Source organism: Microbacterium sp. M4A5_1d (genome assembly GCF_053345465.1).
Genome location: NZ_JBKFAD010000002.1, coordinates 301,469 through 320,567 on the forward strand (window position 1 = coordinate 301,469; position 19,099 = coordinate 320,567).

The 19,099-nt window shown below is 70.9% G+C and carries 22 protein-coding genes; 10 read left to right on the forward strand and 12 right to left on the reverse strand.

Features of this window, described 5'->3' with window-relative positions; translation table 11 throughout:
* Window positions 1–41: 41 nt before the first annotated feature.
* The gene (locus ACLBWJ_RS09605; RefSeq protein ID WP_274179196.1) at window positions 42–1,031 is read left to right on the forward strand and encodes a bile acid:sodium symporter; all 990 of its coding nucleotides are present in this window, start codon (window positions 42–44) and stop codon (window positions 1,029–1,031) included.
* Here the strand turns inward: ACLBWJ_RS09605 and ACLBWJ_RS09610 are convergent.
* Together ACLBWJ_RS09610 and ACLBWJ_RS09615 are read right to left on the reverse strand one after the other, a co-directional pair.
* Window positions 1,014–1,988, reverse strand: a complete 975-nt coding sequence (locus tag ACLBWJ_RS09610) for an intradiol ring-cleavage dioxygenase (RefSeq protein WP_269268360.1) — start codon at window positions 1,986–1,988, stop codon at window positions 1,014–1,016. The genes ACLBWJ_RS09605 and ACLBWJ_RS09610 overlap by 18 nt on opposite strands.
* A gap of 107 nt (window positions 1,989–2,095) precedes the next feature.
* Window positions 2,096–3,406 (reverse strand): HNH endonuclease, encoded by a 1,311-nt coding sequence (locus tag ACLBWJ_RS09615; protein WP_447660204.1) that lies wholly within the window; start codon window positions 3,404–3,406, stop codon window positions 2,096–2,098.
* A gap of 197 nt (window positions 3,407–3,603) precedes the next feature.
* On the opposite strand from ACLBWJ_RS09615, the gene ACLBWJ_RS09620 reads away from it, so the two are divergent.
* Both ACLBWJ_RS09620 and ACLBWJ_RS09625 read left to right on the forward strand, forming a co-directional pair.
* Window positions 3,604–3,936, forward strand: a complete 333-nt coding sequence (locus ACLBWJ_RS09620; protein WP_269268357.1) for a DUF3140 domain-containing protein — start codon at window positions 3,604–3,606, stop codon at window positions 3,934–3,936.
* Window positions 3,937–3,980: 44 nt separating this feature from the next.
* Entirely contained in the window at window positions 3,981–4,787 is an 807-nt protein-coding gene (locus tag ACLBWJ_RS09625; RefSeq protein ID WP_269268355.1) for an alpha/beta fold hydrolase, read from the forward strand.
* Between the two features lie 19 nt (window positions 4,788–4,806).
* Here ACLBWJ_RS09625 and ACLBWJ_RS09630 read toward each other — a convergent pair whose 3' ends face one another.
* Both ACLBWJ_RS09630 and ACLBWJ_RS09635 read right to left on the reverse strand, forming a co-directional pair.
* On the reverse strand, window positions 4,807–5,199 hold the full coding sequence (locus tag ACLBWJ_RS09630; RefSeq protein ID WP_274179518.1) for a GIY-YIG nuclease family protein: 393 nt from the start codon (window positions 5,197–5,199) through the stop codon (window positions 4,807–4,809).
* Window positions 5,200–5,294: 95 nt separating this feature from the next.
* Complete coding sequence (locus ACLBWJ_RS09635) at window positions 5,295–6,218, reverse strand: NADP-dependent oxidoreductase (RefSeq protein ID WP_447660205.1); 924 nt, start codon at window positions 6,216–6,218, stop codon at window positions 5,295–5,297.
* Window positions 6,219–6,337: 119 nt separating this feature from the next.
* Between ACLBWJ_RS09635 and ACLBWJ_RS09640 the strand changes: the two genes are divergently transcribed.
* Entirely contained in the window at window positions 6,338–6,988 is a 651-nt protein-coding gene (locus tag ACLBWJ_RS09640; protein WP_447660206.1) for an acyl-CoA synthetase, read from the forward strand.
* On the forward strand, window positions 6,985–7,314 hold the full coding sequence (locus ACLBWJ_RS09645) for an amino acid transporter (RefSeq protein ID WP_112615279.1): 330 nt from the start codon (window positions 6,985–6,987) through the stop codon (window positions 7,312–7,314). The genes ACLBWJ_RS09640 and ACLBWJ_RS09645 overlap by 4 nt, the downstream gene beginning before the upstream one ends.
* 80 nt (window positions 7,315–7,394) lie before the next feature.
* Here ACLBWJ_RS09645 and purB read toward each other — a convergent pair whose 3' ends face one another.
* Entirely contained in the window at window positions 7,395–8,777 is a 1,383-nt protein-coding gene (gene purB / locus ACLBWJ_RS09650; protein ID WP_274179515.1) for an adenylosuccinate lyase, read from the reverse strand.
* Between the two features lie 27 nt (window positions 8,778–8,804).
* Window positions 8,805–9,281 carry a low molecular weight protein-tyrosine-phosphatase gene (locus tag ACLBWJ_RS09655; RefSeq protein ID WP_112616901.1) on the reverse strand — a complete coding sequence of 159 codons (477 nt, stop codon included), beginning with the start codon at window positions 9,279–9,281 and terminating at the stop codon, window positions 8,805–8,807.
* 143 nt (window positions 9,282–9,424) lie between these two features.
* Between ACLBWJ_RS09655 and ACLBWJ_RS09660 the strand changes: the two genes are divergently transcribed.
* The gene (locus tag ACLBWJ_RS09660; RefSeq protein WP_274179514.1) at window positions 9,425–9,724 is read left to right on the forward strand and encodes a hypothetical protein; all 300 of its coding nucleotides are present in this window, start codon (window positions 9,425–9,427) and stop codon (window positions 9,722–9,724) included.
* Complete coding sequence (locus ACLBWJ_RS09665) at window positions 9,721–11,025, forward strand: hypothetical protein (RefSeq protein WP_323986857.1); 1,305 nt, start codon at window positions 9,721–9,723, stop codon at window positions 11,023–11,025. Before ACLBWJ_RS09660 ends, ACLBWJ_RS09665 begins: the two co-directional genes overlap by 4 nt.
* A gap of 27 nt (window positions 11,026–11,052) precedes the next feature.
* On the opposite strand, the gene ACLBWJ_RS09670 is transcribed toward ACLBWJ_RS09665, so the two are convergent.
* Window positions 11,053–11,460, reverse strand: a complete 408-nt coding sequence (locus ACLBWJ_RS09670) for a phage holin family protein (RefSeq protein WP_023953629.1) — start codon at window positions 11,458–11,460, stop codon at window positions 11,053–11,055.
* A 72-nt stretch (window positions 11,461–11,532) separates the two neighbouring features.
* On the opposite strand from ACLBWJ_RS09670, the gene ACLBWJ_RS09675 reads away from it, so the two are divergent.
* Window positions 11,533–12,597, forward strand: a complete 1,065-nt coding sequence (locus ACLBWJ_RS09675; RefSeq protein WP_274179511.1) for a histidinol-phosphate transaminase — start codon at window positions 11,533–11,535, stop codon at window positions 12,595–12,597.
* Window positions 12,598–12,621: 24 nt separating this feature from the next.
* Here ACLBWJ_RS09675 and ACLBWJ_RS09680 read toward each other — a convergent pair whose 3' ends face one another.
* From ACLBWJ_RS09680 to ACLBWJ_RS09700, 5 genes are all read right to left on the reverse strand, one after another.
* Window positions 12,622–13,116 (reverse strand): DUF1990 family protein, encoded by a 495-nt coding sequence (locus ACLBWJ_RS09680; protein ID WP_112615267.1) that lies wholly within the window; start codon window positions 13,114–13,116, stop codon window positions 12,622–12,624.
* A gap of 152 nt (window positions 13,117–13,268) precedes the next feature.
* Entirely contained in the window at window positions 13,269–13,715 is a 447-nt protein-coding gene (locus ACLBWJ_RS09685; protein ID WP_274179510.1) for an SRPBCC family protein, read from the reverse strand.
* Window positions 13,716–13,854: 139 nt separating this feature from the next.
* Window positions 13,855–14,643 carry a PepSY domain-containing protein gene (locus tag ACLBWJ_RS09690; RefSeq protein WP_447660207.1) on the reverse strand — a complete coding sequence of 263 codons (789 nt, stop codon included), beginning with the start codon at window positions 14,641–14,643 and terminating at the stop codon, window positions 13,855–13,857.
* Window positions 14,644–14,750: 107 nt separating this feature from the next.
* A complete protein-coding gene (locus ACLBWJ_RS09695; protein WP_447660208.1) occupies window positions 14,751–16,091 on the reverse strand; it encodes a sensor histidine kinase in 1,341 nt (446 codons plus the stop codon).
* A gap of 2 nt (window positions 16,092–16,093) precedes the next feature.
* Complete coding sequence (locus ACLBWJ_RS09700) at window positions 16,094–16,771, reverse strand: response regulator transcription factor (protein ID WP_274179506.1); 678 nt, start codon at window positions 16,769–16,771, stop codon at window positions 16,094–16,096.
* 208 nt (window positions 16,772–16,979) lie between these two features.
* Between ACLBWJ_RS09700 and ACLBWJ_RS09705 the strand changes: the two genes are divergently transcribed.
* Together ACLBWJ_RS09705 and ACLBWJ_RS09710 are read left to right on the forward strand one after the other, a co-directional pair.
* On the forward strand, window positions 16,980–18,113 hold the full coding sequence (locus tag ACLBWJ_RS09705) for a thiamine pyrophosphate-dependent dehydrogenase E1 component subunit alpha (protein ID WP_282501702.1): 1,134 nt from the start codon (window positions 16,980–16,982) through the stop codon (window positions 18,111–18,113).
* Complete coding sequence (locus ACLBWJ_RS09710) at window positions 18,110–19,090, forward strand: alpha-ketoacid dehydrogenase subunit beta (protein WP_282501701.1); 981 nt, start codon at window positions 18,110–18,112, stop codon at window positions 19,088–19,090. The genes ACLBWJ_RS09705 and ACLBWJ_RS09710 overlap by 4 nt, the downstream gene beginning before the upstream one ends.
* The last annotated feature ends 9 nt before the right edge of the window (window positions 19,091–19,099 follow it).

The window sequence follows — 19,099 nt, forward strand, 5'->3', positions numbered from 1 at the left end:
GGCTGCCGGGGTGCTTCTGGCCTCCGGTGCGGCATGCTGGCATGATGCGGGCGCTCGCGGTGATCGAACGGCACCAAGCGGCGATGTTCCTGGTGGCGCTAGTCGTGGGCGGGGTCGTGGGGCTCGCGATGCCGCGCTTCGCTGAGGCGATCGAACCGGCGCTCACCCCCGTGCTGGGCGTCCTGCTGTTCCTCACGTTCCTCTCGATCCCGCTCGTCGGGCTGCGGGAGGCCGTCCGTGACGCACGGTTCATCGGGGCCGTGATGGTCGCGAACTTCGTCGCGGTCCCGGTGGTCGTGTGGCTGCTGTCGCGGTTCGTCGCCCATGACGCGGCGCTTCTGCTGGGCGTGCTGCTGGTGCTGTTGACACCCTGCGTGGACTACGTCGTCGTCTTCGCGGGCCTCGCTGGAGGATCGCGTGAGCGGCTGCTGGCGGCGACGCCGCTGCTCATGATCACGCAGCTGCTGCTTCTGCCCGCGTACGTGTGGGCGATGGCCGGGGGCGAGGCTGTCGCAGTCATCGATCCGCGCCCGTTCGCCGAAGCGTTCGTTCTGCTCATCGTCGTTCCGCTTGCGCTCGCCGCCGTCGCGCAGGCGGCAACGCGCCGTTCGCCGCGCGTCGGGTCGGTGTCGTCCGGGCTGCTGCGTGCCATGGTGCCGGTGATGATGCTGACGCTATTCGTCGCGGTCGCCTCGCAGACGGCCGCGGTCGGGGATGCGATGGTGTCGCTGGCGCCCGTCGTGCCGATCTTCGTCGCGTTCGTGCCGTGCGCAGTGATGGTGGGGATTGTCGCGGGCCGTCTGGCCGGACTCGATGTCTCGCGCCGGCGGGCGGTGGTCTTCAGCACTGTGACGCGCAACTCTCTCGTCGTCCTGCCGCTCGCACTCGCCCTGCCTGCGTCATTCGCGTTGACTCCGCTCGTAGTGGTCACGCAGACGCTCGTCGAGCTCGTCGCGATGGTTGTGCTGGTCGCGGTCGTGCCCCGGCTCATGCGCGGCCGCGGCGCGCAACGGTCAGGGTCGGCGGGGTGAGACCCCGCCCGGAGCGGCGCCCGCCGCGGGGGTCGTCGTCGTGTCGACTCGAGCGGTGAGCGAGACGACGTATCCGGATGTCGTGTCGCCGGTGACGGTGGCCAGCTGGAGGGCGCCTGCATCGTCGCCGAACACGTTGTCGGAGGCGAGCGAGACCTGCGCAAGATTGCGCGCGGAACCGCTGTAGGCGGGGAGCGCGTAGACGGTGCTGCAGACGTCCCCGGGGAGGGCGACCTGTGACGTCGCGATGGCATTCGCGGCGTCGGTCATCGCCGCCGCGTCCGGGTAGACCTCGAAGTGGATGTGCGGCCACCGGCCCGTGTAGCAGGCGGGAATGATCGAGGTGAAGGTGACGACGCCGGACGCGTCGGAGACCTGCACCCCTCGCAGGTAGGTCTCGTTCTCGATCCCGTTCGAGTACATCGAGTACCCGCCGTCGGCGTCGCAATGCCACACGTAGACGGCGGCCCCGGCGAACGGCACATCACCTCGGGCGGTGTCGAGGATCGTGAGCCGGAGGGTCATCGGCACGCCGTCCGCGGTCGCGCCGCCCTCCAGGGACGATCGGATGTCGCTGCGGACGATGCCGGAGCGCTCGAGGACGTCAGGCCCGTTCGAGCCGTCGCCGGGGTAGGGGCCGGCGGTCTCGTCAGGGATCTCGCCGGCGGGCAGGCCCGAGTTCGCGACGGCTGTCGCGGACGGTGTTGCGGTGGGTGTCGCGGTCGGTGTCGCCGTGGGTGATGCGGCGGGCGAGGCCGTCGCCGTGGGAGTGCAGGCCGCGAGAGCCGCGGCGCCCAAGCCGAGGCCGGCGAGGCTCAGCATGGAACGCCGGGTCATCAGCGTGCGGATGTCGAACGGGGCGCCCTGATCGACGACCTCGTCGTCGGCGCGGTCGAGCAGGCGGCCCTCGTAGGCCGGTCCCGCAGGCGTGTGATCGGGTTCGGGGATGCGGCTCACGTCTGACTCCTCGGTCGGTTGTGCACCGAGCATCGCCCGCCAGCCCATCCGTATCGTTGGATAGACCTATGCGCCGGATATGAGACCCACGCGAGACGGCCGCGCTGTCAGAAGGGTGGTCTCTCCGGTGATCCACCCGTGTCGATGGTGAAGCAGACGGCCGGTATGGGAACGTCTTCGCGATACACCCGGCCGAGGGGTGAGGTCCATTCGAGAACGCCTCCGCCGAGCTGTCGGACTTCCCATTTCGTGAATTGCTTCATGGAGTGGTGTCGCTGGCACAGATGGGCGAGATTGAAGATGTGGGTATGCCCACCCAGGGCGTAATCGATCGTGTGGTCGAGCTCGCAGCGGATCGCGGCCCGGCGGCATCCCGGGAACCGGCAGTGCTGATCCCGCGCCACCAGGAGCTTCTTCATCGAAGCCGCGGGCCGGTAGGTGTCGATCTCGACCGGGGTACGGGTGACCGGGTCGATGAACAACCGGTCCCACTCGCTGACCTGCCCGGCGAGCTCGCGCGCCGTATCAGCATCGATCAGCGCAGCGCCCACCGCTTCGGCGGGGTTCTCGTCCTTGCCTATCAACGTCTCCGCGGTGACGGCGACCTGAACGCGGGCGCGGATCGCGCCGAGCCCACCAGCTCGGTCGGTTCCGTAGGTCGGGTCGACCACGGGCGCCCCGCCGAGGACGAGGTCACCGAGGATGTCGGCCCGCAGCTGATCCATCGACCGTGTGTCTGCGGAATCACTCTCCGCCCGGGCGTCCTTCACCGACTGCCCCATCTGCGTCAGCCGGTCGAGCATCCCGGCGGCGATGACCGTCGGGAGGTTGGCGACGAGGTTCGACATCCCGTCCGTGCCGTGGAACACGCGCACGCACCGCTCCGCCGCCGCGGCCTTGTGCCGCTCGGTGAAGTTCTGCGTATGCAACCGGGCCGCCAACGCGTCCAGCGCACCGCGCACGCGGGAGGGCACATCCCGCTCGCACACCGCGATCGCGGCCTCCGCGAACGACCCCCGGACCTCCGCAGGCACTCCGGCACCGACCCGCACGACCACATCCACGTGTCCGCGTTCGATCCGCCGCTGGGCCCACGCCTCGAACACGGCCGGGTAGTCGTCGATGACCGTCATCGCGTGGTCGATCTCACCCTGCAACCTGCGGTCGGTGAGTCGCGCCATCCCGGCGGCCTCGGCCGCGACCGACCGCAGCTCCATGTCCGACGCCATCCCACGAACTCCGTCACGGTGCGCCTCACGCAACGCCGACCGGCCCAGCTCCGCCAACGCACGAACCCGCGAAACATCAGCCGCATGGAACTGGTCGAGCGCTTCCGCGAACACGGAGAACGCCTCGGCGTGCGGCGACGCAACTGCGGTGCCATCACCCGCGAGCCTCCGACCGCCGTTCGATGTCATGTTCCCATGATGTCAGCACCTTCCGACATCCTTGATGAACATTTGTTCGATTGTGGATAAGTCGCTGAGGACGCGGACTGTGCAGGAAACGCCCAACCTGCCGACGACAAAAACCACGAAAAGGCGGCATAAACGCGCTGACTCATCGTGCTGTCAAGAGGATGCGGCCGGGCAGACGCCGCGGGCACCATCGCACCATGAGCGACGACGACGACCAGACGCGGCACGACTTCCGCGACGCCGTGAACATGAGCCCCGCCGAGCTCGAGAAATGGCTCGACACCGACGAGTCGAAGGAGGTCGGTCAGAAGGACGGCGGCGGTGAATCGACGGGCCACCAGTCGGGCCGGCGCATCGTCGACCTCCTGCGCACCAAAAAGGACGACCTCACCGAATCTGACCTGAAGCACATGCGCAAAGTCGTCGGCTACGTCAACCGACACCTCGCACAGCGCCCCTCGGGCGACATCACCGAGACCGCCTGGCGCTACTCGCTCATGAACTGGGGCCACGACCCCGCGAAGAAGTGACCGCCTCCGCCGAGCAGGCCTCCGCTGAGCAGGAGAATGGAACCGTGAGCATCCCCGCGTCCTCCGGTCTGACCGAGCTGCCCGAACCGCGATTCGTCCTCGTGGGCGAGGACGGCCACCGCATCGCCACCTACTCGTGGGGAGAGGACGACCTTCCGACGGTGGTCGTCGTGCACGGCTTCGCGTCGAACACGAAGGACAACTGGGTCTCGACCGGTTGGGTGCGCGACTTGCAGCGCGCCGGCTTCCGCGTCCTCGGCCTCGATCAGCGAGGACACGGTGCAAGCGACAAGCCGCATCGTGCCGCCGACTACGACCTGCACCAGCTCGCCTCCGACGTCGAGGCGGTGCTCGACACCTACCTCGTCGACACGGCGATGTACGTCGGGTACTCCCTGGGAGCGCGCGTGGGCTGGGAGGTGCTGCAGGACTTCTCCGCGCGCATCACCCGCGGCGTGCTGGGCGGCGTGCCCGACGGCATCCCGCTCGCCCGCCTCGACATCGATCAGGTGCGAGCGCTCGTCGAGAACGGTACCGAGGTGACCGATCCGGTCACGCAGAACTACGTGCGGCTCACCGAGCGCGTTCCCGGCAACGACCTGCGCGCGCTGCTCGCGATCGCCGGCGGGATGCGCGCCTCGGGCACGGTGGACCCCGACCCCGCCAACGCGCCGGAGCAGCCCGTGCTGTTCGCCACAGGTTCTCGTGACGCGATCATCGAGGGATCGAAGGCCCTCGCCGCCGCCACCCCGCAGGGACGCTTCGTCGAGATCCCCGATCGGCATCACTTCAATGCGCCCGGCTCGCGGGTGTTCCGTCAGACCGCGATCGAGTTCCTCACCGGAGGATGACGCGGCGGCGGACGTCGCCTCACGACGACGCCCGTCGGTAGGCGTCGCCGAGCCAGCGGTCGTAGGCCAGCCACGGCTCGGATGCCGCTGCCCGCAGCGTCTCGATGTGCGCGGTCAACGGACCGGTGAGCGTGAACCACTCGCCGCCCTCTCGCAGTGCCGCGAACTCGCGGTGTCGCTGCTGTTCGAGGGGCCGACCGCCGCGCTCGAATGCGAGGAGCTCGTCATGTCGGATGGCGGCGAGCCGCTGCCGTGGCCGCTCGCTCGTACCGATCTTCACGCGGGCGCCGAATCGCAGGTAGTAGACGACGGCCACGACCGGGCGGGGCAGGTCGGCATCGAAAGCGTCGCCGAGTCGCCACCCGCAGCGCCCGCAGATCCAGTGGTCCGTCGCGGTGCTGATCTCGCCCACGCGCCCGCCGCAGACGCGGCACGGAAACGGCATCTCGGATATCGAGGAGGCGGGCACGACTCCAGGATCGCGCCCGCCTCCGACATCCACGCCCGTCAGACCGTGACGACGATCTTGCCGCGGGTGTGCCCCTCTTCCAGATGCGCGTACGCCGCCGCGGCGTCGTCGAGCGGGAAGGTCTCGGCGACCTCGACCCGCAGCGAGCCGTCGGCCGCAAGACGCGCGAGCTCGGCGAGCTGGGAGGCATCCGGGCGCACCCAGATGTAGTTGCCGCCGAACTCGGATGCCGCGCGCGGGTCGGCGATCGAGGTGACGACGCCGCCCTCGCGCAGCAGGTCGTTCGTGGAGTCGAGCGAGCTTCCGCCGGCGAAATCGAGCACGACGTCGACGCCCTCGGGAGCGATCTCGCGCACCCGGTCGGCGAGGCCGTCGCCGTAGACCACGGGCTCGGCGCCGAGCTCGCGGAGGTAGTCGTGGTTGCGCTCCGACGCGGTGCCGATCACGCGCGCGCCGCGCAGGCGCGCGAGCTGCACGCCGAACGAGCCCACGCCGCCGGCCGCGCCGTGGATGAGCACGGTCGACCCCTCGCCGACGGCCGACCGCTCGATCGCCTGCAGCGCGGTCAGGCCGGTGAGGGGGATCGCGGCGGCCGCGGTGAACTCGAGACCCTCCGGCTTGCGCGTGGCGGTGCGCACGGGAACAGCCATGTATTCGGCGACCGATCCGCCGCTCACGACATCGGCGCGCGCGTAGGCCAGCACCGGGTCGCCGACCTGGAACTCGGGAGTGTCCAGTCCCACCTTCTCCACGACGCCCGCGACATCCCAGCCCGGCACCGCCGGCAGCTGAACGTCGAGCAGGCCCTGGAGGTATCCCTCACGCACCTTGTAGTCGACGGGGTTCAGGCCCGCGGCCACCACGCGCACCACGAGGGTGTCGGGTCCGATGTGGGGCATCTCCCGATCGGTGATCTCGAAGCGGTCGTTGCCGCCGAACTCGTTGTACGTCAGTGCCTTCATGCGCAGGACAAACGCCGGGGCGGCCGGCAGGATTCCCGACGGGATGCCGCTGACGGGCGCTCTCTCGGGGCGGACGCGTAGAATCGGGGGCATCCCGTTCTGAAACGCGAGAGTCCGCCGTGTCTGCAGCATCCGCCGCCCGCACCTTCGAGGTGCGGCATGTCCAGCTCGCGCGCGCCCTTTTCGCGGCCGTCGCCGCCGTCATGATCACGTTCTCGCCCGATCACTCCGCCGCCGTGGGCATGTCGGTGTTCGGCGGGTTCGCCACCGCGACGGCGATCGTCTTCTTCGTCGGAGCGTGGCTGACGCGCCACGCGGGCCGCCGTGCGCTGCCGATCGCCCTCGGGGCGGTCACCCTCGTCGCCGCGATCCTCGCCGGCATCCCGCCGTTGCGGACGACGACCGGCTTCTTCGTCATCGTCATCTCGTGGGCCGCGATCACGGGGGCCATAGAGCTGATCGGCGGCATCCGCGGTCGCCGCTCCGGAGCTCCGGCCGCGCGCGACGAGGTGCTCATCGGTGCGATCACCCTCCTGCTGGTGGTCGGCCTGCTGCTGGTCAACCCGGCCTACCGCCTCGATTACGTCATCGAGGAGGCCGGCGCCTTCACGCTCACCGGCATCACCATCGGCGTCGGGCTGTTCGGCGGCTACGCCGCGATCGTGGCGGTCTTCCTCGGAATCGCCGGCTTCTCGCCGCGGCGCGAGGAGCTCGCGCCCGCGGCATCCGTCCCGTCATCCCCCTCGTCCGATCCGGAGGTCGCATCGTGAGCGGCGAACACCCCACCCGCCGCGAGATCATGCGTCCGGTCCAGCTGCTGGGCCTCGCGTTCGTCGCGGCGATCTTCTCGGGTGTCATCACCCTCGTGTCGATGGGCGCGTTCCAGGCGCTCCCGCGCGAGTCCGTCGAGCGTGCCGTGGTCGTCGCCCTGATCGTGGCGGGGATCGCCTTCATCGCGACGCTCGTGATCATCGCGCTGCTGATGCTCGCCGTCGATCCTGCTCAGGTGAGCAAGCGCGTCGACCGCCCCGTGCTGTACCCCGACGAGTCGGAGACCCCCGACGACTCGGCGTCCGGCTCGTCGCCCCGGCGCTGATTCAGCCGCCGAGCGCGTACCGTTCACACGAAAACGCACCGCCCCCCGAGCGTTCTCGGCGGGGCGGTGCGTTTTCGGCGTCAACCGAGGCGTGAGACCAGGTCGTCGGCGAGGCCGGCGTAGCCGGCGGGGGTCAGGGCGAGCAGGCGCTCCTTGGCGGCATCGCCGATGTCGAGGCCGCGCACGAACTCGGCGAGCTCCGGTCCGCCGACGCGGCGACCGCGGGTCAGGTCCTTGAGGAGCGCGTACGGGTCGGTGATCCGCGAGCGACCGGCGGCGATCTCGGCGCGGACGACGGTCTGGATCGCCTCGGCCAGCACCTCCCAGTTGGCGTCGAGATCGGCGAGCAGCACGTCGCGCGACAGCGAGATCTCGGTGAGCCCGCGCTGCAAGTTGTCGAGGGCGAGCAGGGAGTGGCCGAAGGCGACGCCTATGTTGCGCTGCGTCGTCGAGTCGGTCAGGTCGCGCTGCATCCGGCTCGTGACGAGCGTCTGCGCGAGCGTCGAGAACAGACCGCCGGAGATCTCGAGGTTCGCCTCGGCGTTCTCGAACCGGATGGGGTTGATCTTGTGCGGCATCGTCGACGACCCGGTCGCGCCGGCGACGGGGATCTGCGCGAAGAAGCCGAGCGAGATGTAGGTCCAGACGTCCGTGGCGAGGTTGTGCAGGATGCCGCCGGCGTGCCGCACCCGGTCGTAGAGCTCGACCTGCCAGTCGTGCGACTCGATCTGGGTGGTCAGGACGTTGAAGTCGATGCCCAGGCCCTCGATGAACGAGCGCGAGAGCTCGGGCCAGTCGACGTCGGGCTCGGCCGCGAGGTGCGCGGACCAGGTGCCGGTCGCGCCCGAGAACTTCGCGAGGTACTCGCCGCCCTCGATCTGCTTGGCGACGCGGGCGAGGCGCCACGCGAACACGGCGATCTCCTTGCCCATCGTCGAGGGGGTGGCGGGCTGGCCGTGCGTACGCGAGAGCATCGGGGCGTCGCGGTGCTCGCGGGCGAGGTCGCCCAGTGCGTCGATGACGGCATGCAGCTTCGGCAGCCAGACGTTCTCGACGGCGCGCTTGACGGTGAGGGCGTAGGAGGCCGAGTTGATGTCCTCGCTCGTGCACGCGAAGTGCGTCAGCTCGGCGATCGCGTCGAGGCCGAGGGTCGACAGCCGGTCGCGGACGAGGTACTCGACGGCCTTCACGTCATGGCGGGTGACGGCCTCCTTGGCGGCGAGCCAGTCGATCTCGGCCTGACCGAAGTCGCGGTAGAGCCCACGGAGCTGGGTTTTCTGCTCATCAGAGAGCGGTGAGCTGCCGAACAGGCTCCGGTCGGTGAGGGCGATGATCCACTCGACCTCCACCTCGACGCGGGCGCGGTTGAGACCGGCTTCCGAGAGGTAGTCGGCGAGGGATCCGACGGCGGCGGCATACCGGCCGTCGAGCGGGCTCAGGGGCTGCGGGGGCAGAGAGGTCACGAGGCTCCATTCAGTGTGAACGGGCGCTCAGGACGTGGTGCGGATCGCGGGTTCGAGCTGCCGGAAGAGCGCCCGGCTCGCGCTCTCGATCATAGCGAGCACCTCGTCGAACATTCCGGCGTCGCCGTAGTAGGGGTCGGGGACGTCCAGATCGCCTCCCGCTTGCGCGTCGAACGACATCAGCAACCCGAGCTTGTCGGTGTCGGCCGTCGTGCGCGCCCAGTTCGACAGCACGCGCTCGTGCGACCGGTCGAGCGCGACGATCAGGTCGGAGCGATCGAAATCCGTCAGCGTGAAGCGACGGGCCCGATGCCCCCGCCCGTCGTAGCCGCGGCGTTCGAGCGCCTCGAGCGTGCGTCCGTCGGCGGGCTCGCCGACGTGCCAGTCGCCCGTTCCCGAGCTCGCCGACACGACGCGGTCGCCGAGCCCGGACTGGTCGATGAACCAGCGGAAGACCACGTCGGCCATGGGGGAGCGGCAGATGTTCCCCGTGCAGACGAACATGACGCGGAAGGGCTCGGCGCGTCGGGTCACCGTCCCATTCTGGAGGATCGAGCCTTTCCTGCACAGACGTATCGGCGCACGCGCTCGTCCCCGGTGGCGTCGAATGAGGATGCCGCGTCCGCGCGGGCGGGCATCGTGGCGGGATGACCTCGCCTCTCGTCCTCTCCTCCGGTCTCGGACGCGAGTCCGCCGCAGCGCGGACCCTCGAGATGATCGCGTCGTTGCGGGCACGGCTTCCCGCTCTGCGCGACGAGCTCGACGTGATCCGTCGCGGCGCGGCGGATCTCGACCACGACACCGCCTGGCGCGCCCGCGCGGCCCGCGGCTACCGTGACCGCCTCGCCGACTGGCGCGCGCGAACGGATGACGCCTCCGCTCGAATCGAACGCCTCGACGACGAACTGCGCCACGTGCAGGCTCGCCTCGTGATGGGTGGCCCGTGAGCGATGACTCCCTCGACATCCGCGATGGCGGGGTCATCGCGGTCGACACGGAGCGGCTCCGGATGGCGGCCGCCGTGCTCGTGAGCCTGTCGACGGGCTGCGGTGGACTGGGCCGCGCCTTCGAGACCACGACACGCGAGCTCACCGCGCACGAGGCGACCGCGTGGCCCGCGGCGGCGCTCGGCGCCGACCTCGCACGACTCCTCGACGAGCTCTCGGCCGAGGCATCCGCCCTCGCCGGAAAACTGCGGGATGCCGCAGACGTCTATGACATCGTCGAGCTCGAGGCGGCGCGTCGGGCCGCTGCCGGCGGTGACCGGCGGGTGACGGATTCGCTCGACCGGCGCATCGATGAGGCGCGCGAGCGTTCGTCCGGGGCGGCCGCACGCGCCGACCTGCTGTTGACGACGTGGCCCCTGCTGCGGCACGGTGAGCTCCAACGCCAGATCGGCGGCGCTGTCGTGCCGCTCGGGCTGCTGGGCGGGGCCGCCGTCGCGGGCAGCGGCCTCGCGTTGACGGCGCTCGGCGCCCTGGGCCTGGGGCGTGCGACGCCCGACCGGGGCGGGAACGCGTCGCCGCCGGTCGTCGAGGTCACGCGATCAGCGGCGCCCGTGGCGGGGGCGGCTCCGACCACGCTCGCTGCTCTCGCTGCTCGCATCCCTCAGGAAGGCGACCAGATCCGTGTCGAGCGCTACGGAGGTGACGGAAGTGAGCGCCGCTTCGCCGTCTACGTCGCGGGGACCCGATCGCCGCTCGGGTTCGGCGGCCGCGAGCCCTTCGACATGTCATCGAACGTGCAGCTCTACGCGGGCCGCAGCTCGGCGTCGTATGAATCGGTGGTCAGCGCCCTCCGCGCCGCCGGCGCACGGCCGGGAGACGCCGTGCTCGCCGTCGGGTACTCGCAGGGCGGCGCGATCACGTCACGGCTCAGCGTCGGCGGACCTTTCCGCGTCGTCGGCAACGTGACCTTCGGCTCTCCCGTGCAGGCGGATCCCGGCGACGCCACGCTGCAGGTCACGGTGCGGCACACCGACGATCTCGTCCCGGCCCTGCAGTCGGGCGGCCACCCCGATCGCGCCGGCGCGGCGGGCAGCATCGTCGTCGAACGGGTCGCCGATCCGCCGCCCGGCATGGCGGACGTCGCGCTCGGCGCTCACTCGATCGACGCCTACGGCGACACCGCCGCCCTCGCCGACGCCTCGGGCGATCCCCGCGTCGATGACGTCCAGGAGCGCATCGCGGCCTTCGGGGGCGACGAGTCCGCCGAGGTCACGACCTACCGCGTGCGGAGGCCCGACTGATGGCGCGTGCGTGCGCTCGTGCGGGCGTCAGCGGCGGTCGCGGTCGCGGTCGCGACGAGGACGGAACAGGATGCCGGCGACCCAGTTGATCAGCGCGATGACGATGGCCGCGAGCACCGCGAGCCAGAAGCCGCCGATGCGCAGGCCCCAGTCCCAGCCCGAGGTGACCCAGCCTGTGAGCCACAGCAGGAAGCCGTTGATGACGAACGAGATCAACCCGAGGGTGAGGATGTACAGCGGGAACGCCAGCACCTTCAACACGGTGCCGACGATCGCGTTGACGAGTCCGAAGATGAGCGCGATCAGCAGCAGCGTGAGGACGAGCTGCAGGTCGCCGCCCGGCGGGAACGCCACGACCGACACCTCCAGCGCCGGGATCAGCGTCACGATCCAGACCGCGAAGGCGTTGACGATCAGGCGGATGATGAGGCTCATAGTGCCGACAGTCTCCCACGGGGCCTTCGATCCGTCATCCGGCGGAGGTGGCGGCATCCGTAGACTCGCATCGTGACCGACCTGCCCGTGCGCATCCGACCCGAGATCGCGGCGCTGCCCGCATACCGCCAGGGCCGTCAGGCCTCCGCCGACGCCTTCAAGCTGTCGAGCAACGAGAACCCGTTCGACCCGCTGCCCGGCGTCGTCGAGGCCGTGCGCGCGGCGACGACCTTCAACCGCTACCCCGACGCCTCGGCGGGCCGGTTGCGCGCGCGGCTCGCGGATCGCTACGCGGTCGCGCCCGATGGCGTGCACGTCGCCGCCGGTTCGGTGTCGATCCTCTACCAGCTCGCTTCGGCGACGAGCGGCCCGGGCGACGAGATCATGTTCGCCTGGCGATCGTTCGAGGCCTATCCCGGGCTCGCCGCCGTCGCCGGGGCAACCGCCGTCGCGGTGCCGCTGACCGCCGACGCAGGGCACGATCTCGACGCGATGGCGGATGCCGTCACCGACCGCACGCGGATGATCATCGTCTGCAGCCCCAACAACCCCACCGGTCCCGTCGTGAGCCAGGCGGCGTTCGATGCGTTCGTGGCGCGCGTCCGCTCCGACGTCCTCATCGTCCTCGACGAGGCCTACGCCGAGTTCGTGACCGATCCGGATGCCGTGACCGGCGCTGTCGTGCTCGCCGCGGGCCACGCCAACGTGGTGGTCCTGCGCACGTTCTCGAAGGCATACGGTCTTGCCGGACTGCGCGTCGGGTACGCCATCGGCGACCACCGCATCCTCGATGCGGCGCGCAGCACCGGCATCCCGCTCTCGGTCACGGCCCAGGCTGAGGAAGCCGCGCTCGCGAGCCTCGACGCCGAGGACGAGCTGCTCGAGCGGGTGCGCCACATCGCCGTGCGACGCGATGCGCTCGCCGACCGGTTGCGCGAGGCGGGGTGGGACATCCCGGTCGCGCAGGGCAACTTCGTGTGGCTGCCCGCGGGCGAGCGAGCCCTCGAGATCGCCGAGGCTTTCGATGCGGCCGGACTGATCGTGCGAGCGTTCGCCGGCGACGGAGTGCGCATCTCGATCGGCGAGGAGGAGTCGATCGAGCGGATCGTCGCGGCCGCGGCAGCCGTCGTCGGCTGAACGGCGCGGCGCGGCCGCGGCTCGCTAACGCCCGGTACGGCCGCCTCGGCTCAAGGCGCTGAGGTAGCGCGTTCGCACGATCACCTGCACGACGCGGACCGCCGGATAAGCGAGCCGCCAGAACCAGGTCGGCGCCGGCCGCGAGAGTGATCGCAGCGTGAAGAGCACCTCGTCGCCGCGCCGGGTGATGAGGAACGTCTCCTCGCCTTCGAGCGGGTGGCCGGGCAGCGCGAGGTAGACGTACCCGACTCGATCCGGCTCGTCGACGAATGCGACGACCTCGACCGGCTCGCGGAGTGTGAGAGGCCCGTATCCGACCTCGAGCCAGTGCCGCCCGCCGACCACGGCAGGAACGTCGGGCACCACCCGGAATCCGCTGCGGGTCTTGACGCGCCAAGCCAGGAGGTCGGCCCGGGCCTGCCGCCACGCGGCATCCCCCGATCCCACGCGCACGGTTCTCTCGAATCGACGGAAGCCTCGCGGGCCGGCGTTCCACTCATCGCGGTGCGACAGGCTCATGCGACCAGCATCCCACCCCACGCCCCCGGCGCCTGTGCGCGGATGCAAGACCCCGCCGGCGACACCCGGATCCGGATGCCGTGGCGGCGGGGTGTCGGTCAGGATCCCTTGCGACGGGGCACGCGCGCGACGCGGGTGCGCAGAGCCCCGGGTCAGCCGGACAGCGTCGTCGCGAGATGCTCGGCCCGCCGGGTGAGGAGCCGGCGCAGATAGGGCACCAGCACGAGGCGTTCGGCGAGTCGGCCGAGGACGGGCGACGCGAGGGTGACCCGGTCGGTCATGACCGTCATCCCGTCGCGCTCGACGTAGAGGTGCTCGTGCCGGAAGAGGCGGAACGGGCCGGCGATCTGCTCGTCGACGAAGCGGTGCGGACGGTCGAGCGCGGTGACCCGCGACGTCATCCGGAACGGGATGCCGAAGTGCCACGCGCGCCACGTCACCGTCTCGCCCAGGCCGATCAGGCCGCTCGTCACCCCATCGACCGCGCGCTCGCCGGTGCCGCGCATCGAGGCGACGTGGGCCCCGATGTCACGCGATGCGTCGAACAGCGCCTCCGCGGGCACCGCGGCGCGGGTCACGATCTCGAACGACGACGTCATCCGCCGATCCTCCCACCCGTGCCCGGATGCTCTGAATCTGGCGTGACACCCCGGTGCGGATGCCGCCGCCTCGAGGTGTCGTTCACGATCCCTTGCATCCCGGCACGGCAGTCGGACCGAGCGGAGACGGCGTCCGGGGTCAGTCGTCGAGCTCGGTGCGGATGACCGAGCCGTCGGTGCCGACGGTGACGTCGACGACGCCGCGGTCGGCGGTGAGCACCGAGACGTCGAAGGGTGAGCGGGCGTCGTCGTCCGCGTCGACGTCGATGATGCGGCCGTCGGCCTCGCTCAGTGCCGCTTCGATCACGGTGCGCAGCGTCGCGACGTCGAGGACGTTGTCCGCCGCGGTGTCGTCGGCCTCGGCTGCCTCGGTCGCCGTGACCGTCACGGTGCCGTCGACGTCGACGCGGACGTCCGTTTCGGAGCCGTCTGCTGCGACGAGCTGCACGTCCCACGTGCCGTCGCGGTCCGCATCGAGTGACACGACGTCGCCGTCGGCGGCCGCGCGCGCCGCGTCGGCGATGGCGGTGAGCTCGTCCGCGGATGCCGCACCGTAGGCCTCGGTCGAGATGGACCCGGCCTCGCCGCCCGTCGGCGCGTCGTCGCGGTCACCGTCTGCGCGAGCGCCGGCGAGGCCGTCCGACGATGACAGGCTGGCCGCTCGGTCCTCGTCGTCATCGTCGTCGGCGATCGCCGCCCCCACGGCCGCACCGCCTCCGACGAGCAGCGCTGCCGCGACGACGGCTCCGCCGGCGAGCAGCGCTGTGCGGCGACCGCGCCGACGCGGCTCGGCAGGCACCGCGGCAGGCACAGCGGCAGGCGCAGCGGAGGGCGCGTCAGCGGGCGCGGCGTCGGACGGCGAGAGGGGGAGGGTCGGTGCGTCGGCGGGGATCGGCTGGTCCTGGGGGGTGCGCTCGTTGTCGTTCATGCCTCGATGGTGTCGGCCGACCGCTGAAGCACGGCTGAAGCGACCTGAAGCCGCGTTCAGGGAACCTCGTGCTCCGCGCTCCGCGCTCCGCGCTCCTCGCTCCGCGCTCAGTCGCCCGCGCGCAGGATCACAGTGAACCGCGCGCCTCCGAGCGGTGATGCGGAGACCGTTACGGAACCGCCCGAGGCCTCCGCGATGCCGCGGACGATCGCGAGCCCGAGGCCGCTGCCGCCGGCATCCCGCGCGCGGGCCTCGTCCAGACGGACGAAGCGTTCGAACACCCGCTCGCGTTCCTCCGGCGCGATACCGGCGCCGTCGTCGTCGACGTGCAGCACGGCGTGACCGGCGCCGACATCGACGACCGTGGTCAGCGCGATCCGCGAGCGTGCGTGTCGCACGGCGTTGTCGGCGAGATTGCGCACCAGGCGCGCCAGCAGGCGGGGGTCGCCCATCGCGCGCGCTGCGCCGATCCCCGACGTGTCGACCGAGATCGCGTCCGCCCGGTCCCTCGCGGATGCCGCGCGGAGGCGCGCAGCCTCTGACAGGGCGAGGTCGTCGAGGTCGATGCCCTCGCGACGGGTCGGTGCGTGCTCGTCCAACCTCGCGAGCAGCAGCAGGCCGTCCACGAGATCCTGCATGCGGAGGCCTTCGGCCGAGACGACTTCCGCGAGATCGTCGAGTGACGTGGCCGCGGGGTGCGCTCGCGCGAGTTCGGCATGCTGGCGCATCGTCGCGAGTGGTGACCGGAGCTCGTGCGAGGCGTCGGAGACGAAGCGACGCTGCGCGGCAGCCGCGTCGTCGAGGCGCGCCAGCATCCGGTTCATCGTGCCCGCCAGGGCCGCGATCTCGTCGCCCGATGCCGGCTCGGCGATGCGCCGGTCGAGCCGGTCGGCGGTGATCTCGTCGACCTCGGCGCGGATGCGCGCGACGGGACGGAGCGCCCGACCGACGACCCACCACGTGACGCCGGCGACCAGGGCGATGACGAGGACGGTCGACGCCGCCAGCAGCGCGGCGACCGTCGCGAGGGTCTCGGCCGCGTCATCCGCGGGAACCGCCAACACGAGCCGGCGTCCGTCGTCGAGCTCCTCGGTCGCGATCAGCACCCGGTCGCCGTCGTACCTCGCTTCCTCCCCGTCGCGGTCTGCGGCGGGGAGCGGCCCGTCGTCGGCGTCGCTCGAGGCTACGACGACGCCCTCGGCATCCTGCAGCTGCACGATCTCGTCGTCGAGGGAGCGGACGGCTGCGGGTCCCTCGGCCTCGACACGTGCGGCAATCTCCTCGACGCGCACCTCCGCCGCACGATCCGCGGCGGCGTGGATGCTGGCGTTCAGCACGGCGTGGAAGGCGATCGAGCCGAGCACCATCACGAGCGCGACCGTCGCCGTCGCGAGCAGTGTGATGCGTCCCCGCAGTCCGCGAGGCCGGCGCCGCCCTGCGTCGGACACCGTCAGCCCCCGTCCGCCGCGAGTCGGTAGCCGGCGCCGCGGACGGTCTCGATCGCCTCGCGCCCGAACGGTCGGTCGAGTTTGCGCCGCAGGTGTGCGACGTAGACCTCGACGATGTTGGGGTCGCCCGCGAAGTCGTCATCCCACACACCCGCGATCAGGTCGCGCTTGGAGATCACCTGACCGCGGTGCCGGATGAGGTGATGCAGCACGGCGAACTCGCGAGAAGTCAACTCGACCTCCGTCTCTCCCCTCCAGACGCGGCGCGACGCGGGGTCGAGGCGCAGGTCGCCCGCCTCGAGTGCCACAGGCCGCGCTACCCCGCCCCGGCGGATGAGGGCACGCAGCCGGGCGACCAGCACGGGATACGAGAACGGCTTCGTGACGTAGTCGTCGGCGCCGGCCTCGAGCGCCTCGACCTGATCCCACTCGCCGTCCTTCGCGGTGAGCATGAGCACGGGCGTCCAGTTCTCCTCGGCCCGCAGCGTCTCGCACACCTTCCAACCGCTCATCCCCGGCATCATCAGGTCGAGGACGACCGCGTCGTACCGCGTCTCTCGCGCGCGCCAGAGTCCATCGACCCCGTTATGGGCGACGTCGACGGCGAAGCCCTCGGCCTCGAGACCCCGACGGATCCCGTCGGCGAGGCGGACTTCGTCATCGACCACCAGCACGCGCATCGCTCCCAGTGTGCCGCGTCTCTGCTGAAGCGGGCCTGAAGCGAGCTCGAAGCGGGATCGAAGCGGGATGAAACGGTTTCGAAGCCGACCGGCAGCGCCGCGACGTCCCTGATGGGCCGCCTGGCTTGTGCCGCGCCCACCGCGAATCGCGGCATCCGTTGTCGACCGCATGCAGATGGGGCCATACCGGGGGCGTTAGCGTGGGAGGGTGACCGACGCAGAACTCGATCCCGCTCTCGTCCGCGTCCTCGCGGCCGACGGCTCACTCGACCCGTCGCCCGAAGCCGAACGCTACCTGCCGGTGATCGAGGCGCTCTCCGAGGCCGAGCTCGAGACGTTCTACCGCGACATGGTGACGGTGCGGGCCTTCGACCGCCAGGCGACGAACCTGCAGCGCCAGGGGCAGCTCGCCCTCTGGCCGCCGTCCTTCGGGCAGGAGGCCGCTCAGGTCGGCTCCGCGCGTGCGGCCCGACCCCAGGACCACCTCTTCCCGTCGTACCGCGAGCACGTCGTGTGCACGATCCGCGGCGTCGATCCGATCGACATCATCCGGCTCATGCGCGGCCTCACGCACGGCGGGTGGGACCCGACAGACCCCAAGAACGGCAACACCCACATCTACACGCTGGTGCTCGGCTCGCAGACGCTGCACGCATCCGGCTACGGCATGGGCATGGTCTTCGACGGACGCACCGGCACGGGCGACCCCGAGCGCGACGAAGCGGTCATCGTCTACTACGGCGACGGCGCGTCGAGCCAGGGCGACGTGCACGAGGCGATGGTCTTCGCCACGAGCTACAACACCCCGCAGGTCTTCTTCCTGCAGAACAACCACTGGGCGATCTCGGTGCCCGTCTCGACGCAGTCCAAGGTCCCGCTGGTGCGGCGCGGCGCCGGATACGGGATGCCGTCGATCCGCGTCGATGGCAACGACGTGCTCGCCAGCTACGCCGTCACCAAGCTCGCCCTCGACGAGGCCCGCTCCGGCGAGGGGCCGCGCGCGATCGAAGCGCTGACCTATCGCATGGGCGCGCACACGACGAGCGACGACCCGACGAAGTACCGCACGAGCGACGAAGAGGCCTTCTGGGCGCAGCGCGACCCCATCGCCCGCATGCGCGCCTATCTCGAGGGCCGCGGCGCGTCGGCATCCTTCTTCGACGACGTGGATGCCGCGGCCGCGGCCTACGCCGACGATGTCCGGGTCCGCACGAACCAGCTCACCGCTCCCGAGGCCGACAGCATGTTCGCGCACGTCTACAGCGAGCAGCATCCGCTCGTCGACCGGCAGCGGAAGTGGCTCGCCGACTACGAGGCATCCTTCGAGGAGGGACGCGCATGAGCGTCGAGACGCTGCCGTTCAGCAAGGCGCTCAATGCGGGCATGCGCGCCGCGATGCAGCAGGACGACCACGTCCTCATGATGGGCGAGGACATCGGCCGCCTCGGCGGCGTGTTCCGCGTCACGGAGGGGCTGCAGGCCGAGTTCGGCGACCGCCGCGTGCTCGACACGCCCCTCGCCGAGTCGGGCATCGTCGGCACCGCGATCGGCCTCGCGATGGCCGGCTTCCGCCCGGTGTGCGAGATCCAGTTCGACGGGTTCGTCTTCCCCGCGTTCGACCAGATCACGACGCAGCTCGCGAAGCTCACCAACCGGCACGACGGACGGATGTCGTTCCCCGTCGTCATCCGCATTCCCTACGGCGGTCACATCGGCGCCGTCGAGCACCATCAGGAGAGCCCGGAGGCGTACTTCACGCACACCGCGGGCCTGCGGGTCGTGTCGCCGTCGACGCCGAACGATGCCTACTGGATGATCCAGGACGCCATCGCCTCGAACGACCCGATCGTGTTCCTCGAGCCCAAGTCGCGCTACTGGTCCAAGGGCGAGGTCGACCTCACCGCACGCGCAGTGCCGCTGCACGCCTCGCGCGTGGTCCGGCGGGGCACCGACGTCACGCTCGTCGGGCACGGCGCGATGGTGAACGTGCTGCTGCAGGCCGCCGCGCTCGCCGAGGGCGAGGGCGTGTCGTGCGAGGTCGTCGACCTGCGGTCGCTGTCGCCGGTCGACTACGGCCCGATCGTCGAGTCGGTGCGCCGCACGGGGCGGATGGTCTACGGGCAGGAGGCCCCCGGCTTCACCTCGCTGGGGTCCGAGATCGCCGCGACCGTCACGGAGCAGGCGTTCTTCTCGCTCGAGGCTCCCGTGCTGCGGGTGTCGGGCTTCGACGTCCCGTTCCCGGCGGCGAAACTCGAGGGCGCCTACCTGCCCGATGCCGACCGCATCCTCGAGGCCGTCGACCGCGCCCTCGCCTACTGACCATCCGAC

What these genes read in the sequence shown, in the direction of transcription:
- ACLBWJ_RS09655 (WP_112616901.1), bottom strand. Translation starts at nt 9,281, where the DNA reads ATGTTCGTCTGCACGGGGAACATCTGCCGCTCCCCCATGGCCGACGTG.
- ACLBWJ_RS09710 (WP_282501701.1), top strand. Translation starts at nt 18,110, where the DNA reads ATGAGCGTCGAGACGCTGCCGTTCAGCAAGGCGCTCAATGCGGGCATG.
- ACLBWJ_RS09685 (WP_274179510.1), bottom strand. Translation starts at nt 13,715, where the DNA reads ATGACGTCGTCGTTCGAGATCGTGACCCGCGCCGCGGTGCCCGCGGAG.
- ACLBWJ_RS09670 (WP_023953629.1), bottom strand. Translation starts at nt 11,460, where the DNA reads ATGAGCCTCATCATCCGCCTGATCGTCAACGCCTTCGCGGTCTGGATC.
- ACLBWJ_RS09605 (WP_274179196.1), top strand. Translation starts at nt 42, where the DNA reads ATGATGCGGGCGCTCGCGGTGATCGAACGGCACCAAGCGGCGATGTTC.
- ACLBWJ_RS09700 (WP_274179506.1), bottom strand. Translation starts at nt 16,771, where the DNA reads ATGCGCGTGCTGGTGGTCGATGACGAAGTCCGCCTCGCCGACGGGATC.
- ACLBWJ_RS09680 (WP_112615267.1), bottom strand. Translation starts at nt 13,116, where the DNA reads ATGAGCCTGTCGCACCGCGATGAGTGGAACGCCGGCCCGCGAGGCTTC.
- ACLBWJ_RS09615 (WP_447660204.1), bottom strand. Translation starts at nt 3,406, where the DNA reads ATGACATCGAACGGCGGTCGGAGGCTCGCGGGTGATGGCACCGCAGTT.
- ACLBWJ_RS09660 (WP_274179514.1), top strand. Translation starts at nt 9,425, where the DNA reads ATGACCTCGCCTCTCGTCCTCTCCTCCGGTCTCGGACGCGAGTCCGCC.
- ACLBWJ_RS09620 (WP_269268357.1), top strand. Translation starts at nt 3,604, where the DNA reads ATGAGCGACGACGACGACCAGACGCGGCACGACTTCCGCGACGCCGTG.
- ACLBWJ_RS09690 (WP_447660207.1), bottom strand. Translation starts at nt 14,643, where the DNA reads ATGAACGACAACGAGCGCACCCCCCAGGACCAGCCGATCCCCGCCGAC.
- ACLBWJ_RS09635 (WP_447660205.1), bottom strand. Translation starts at nt 6,218, where the DNA reads ATGAAGGCACTGACGTACAACGAGTTCGGCGGCAACGACCGCTTCGAG.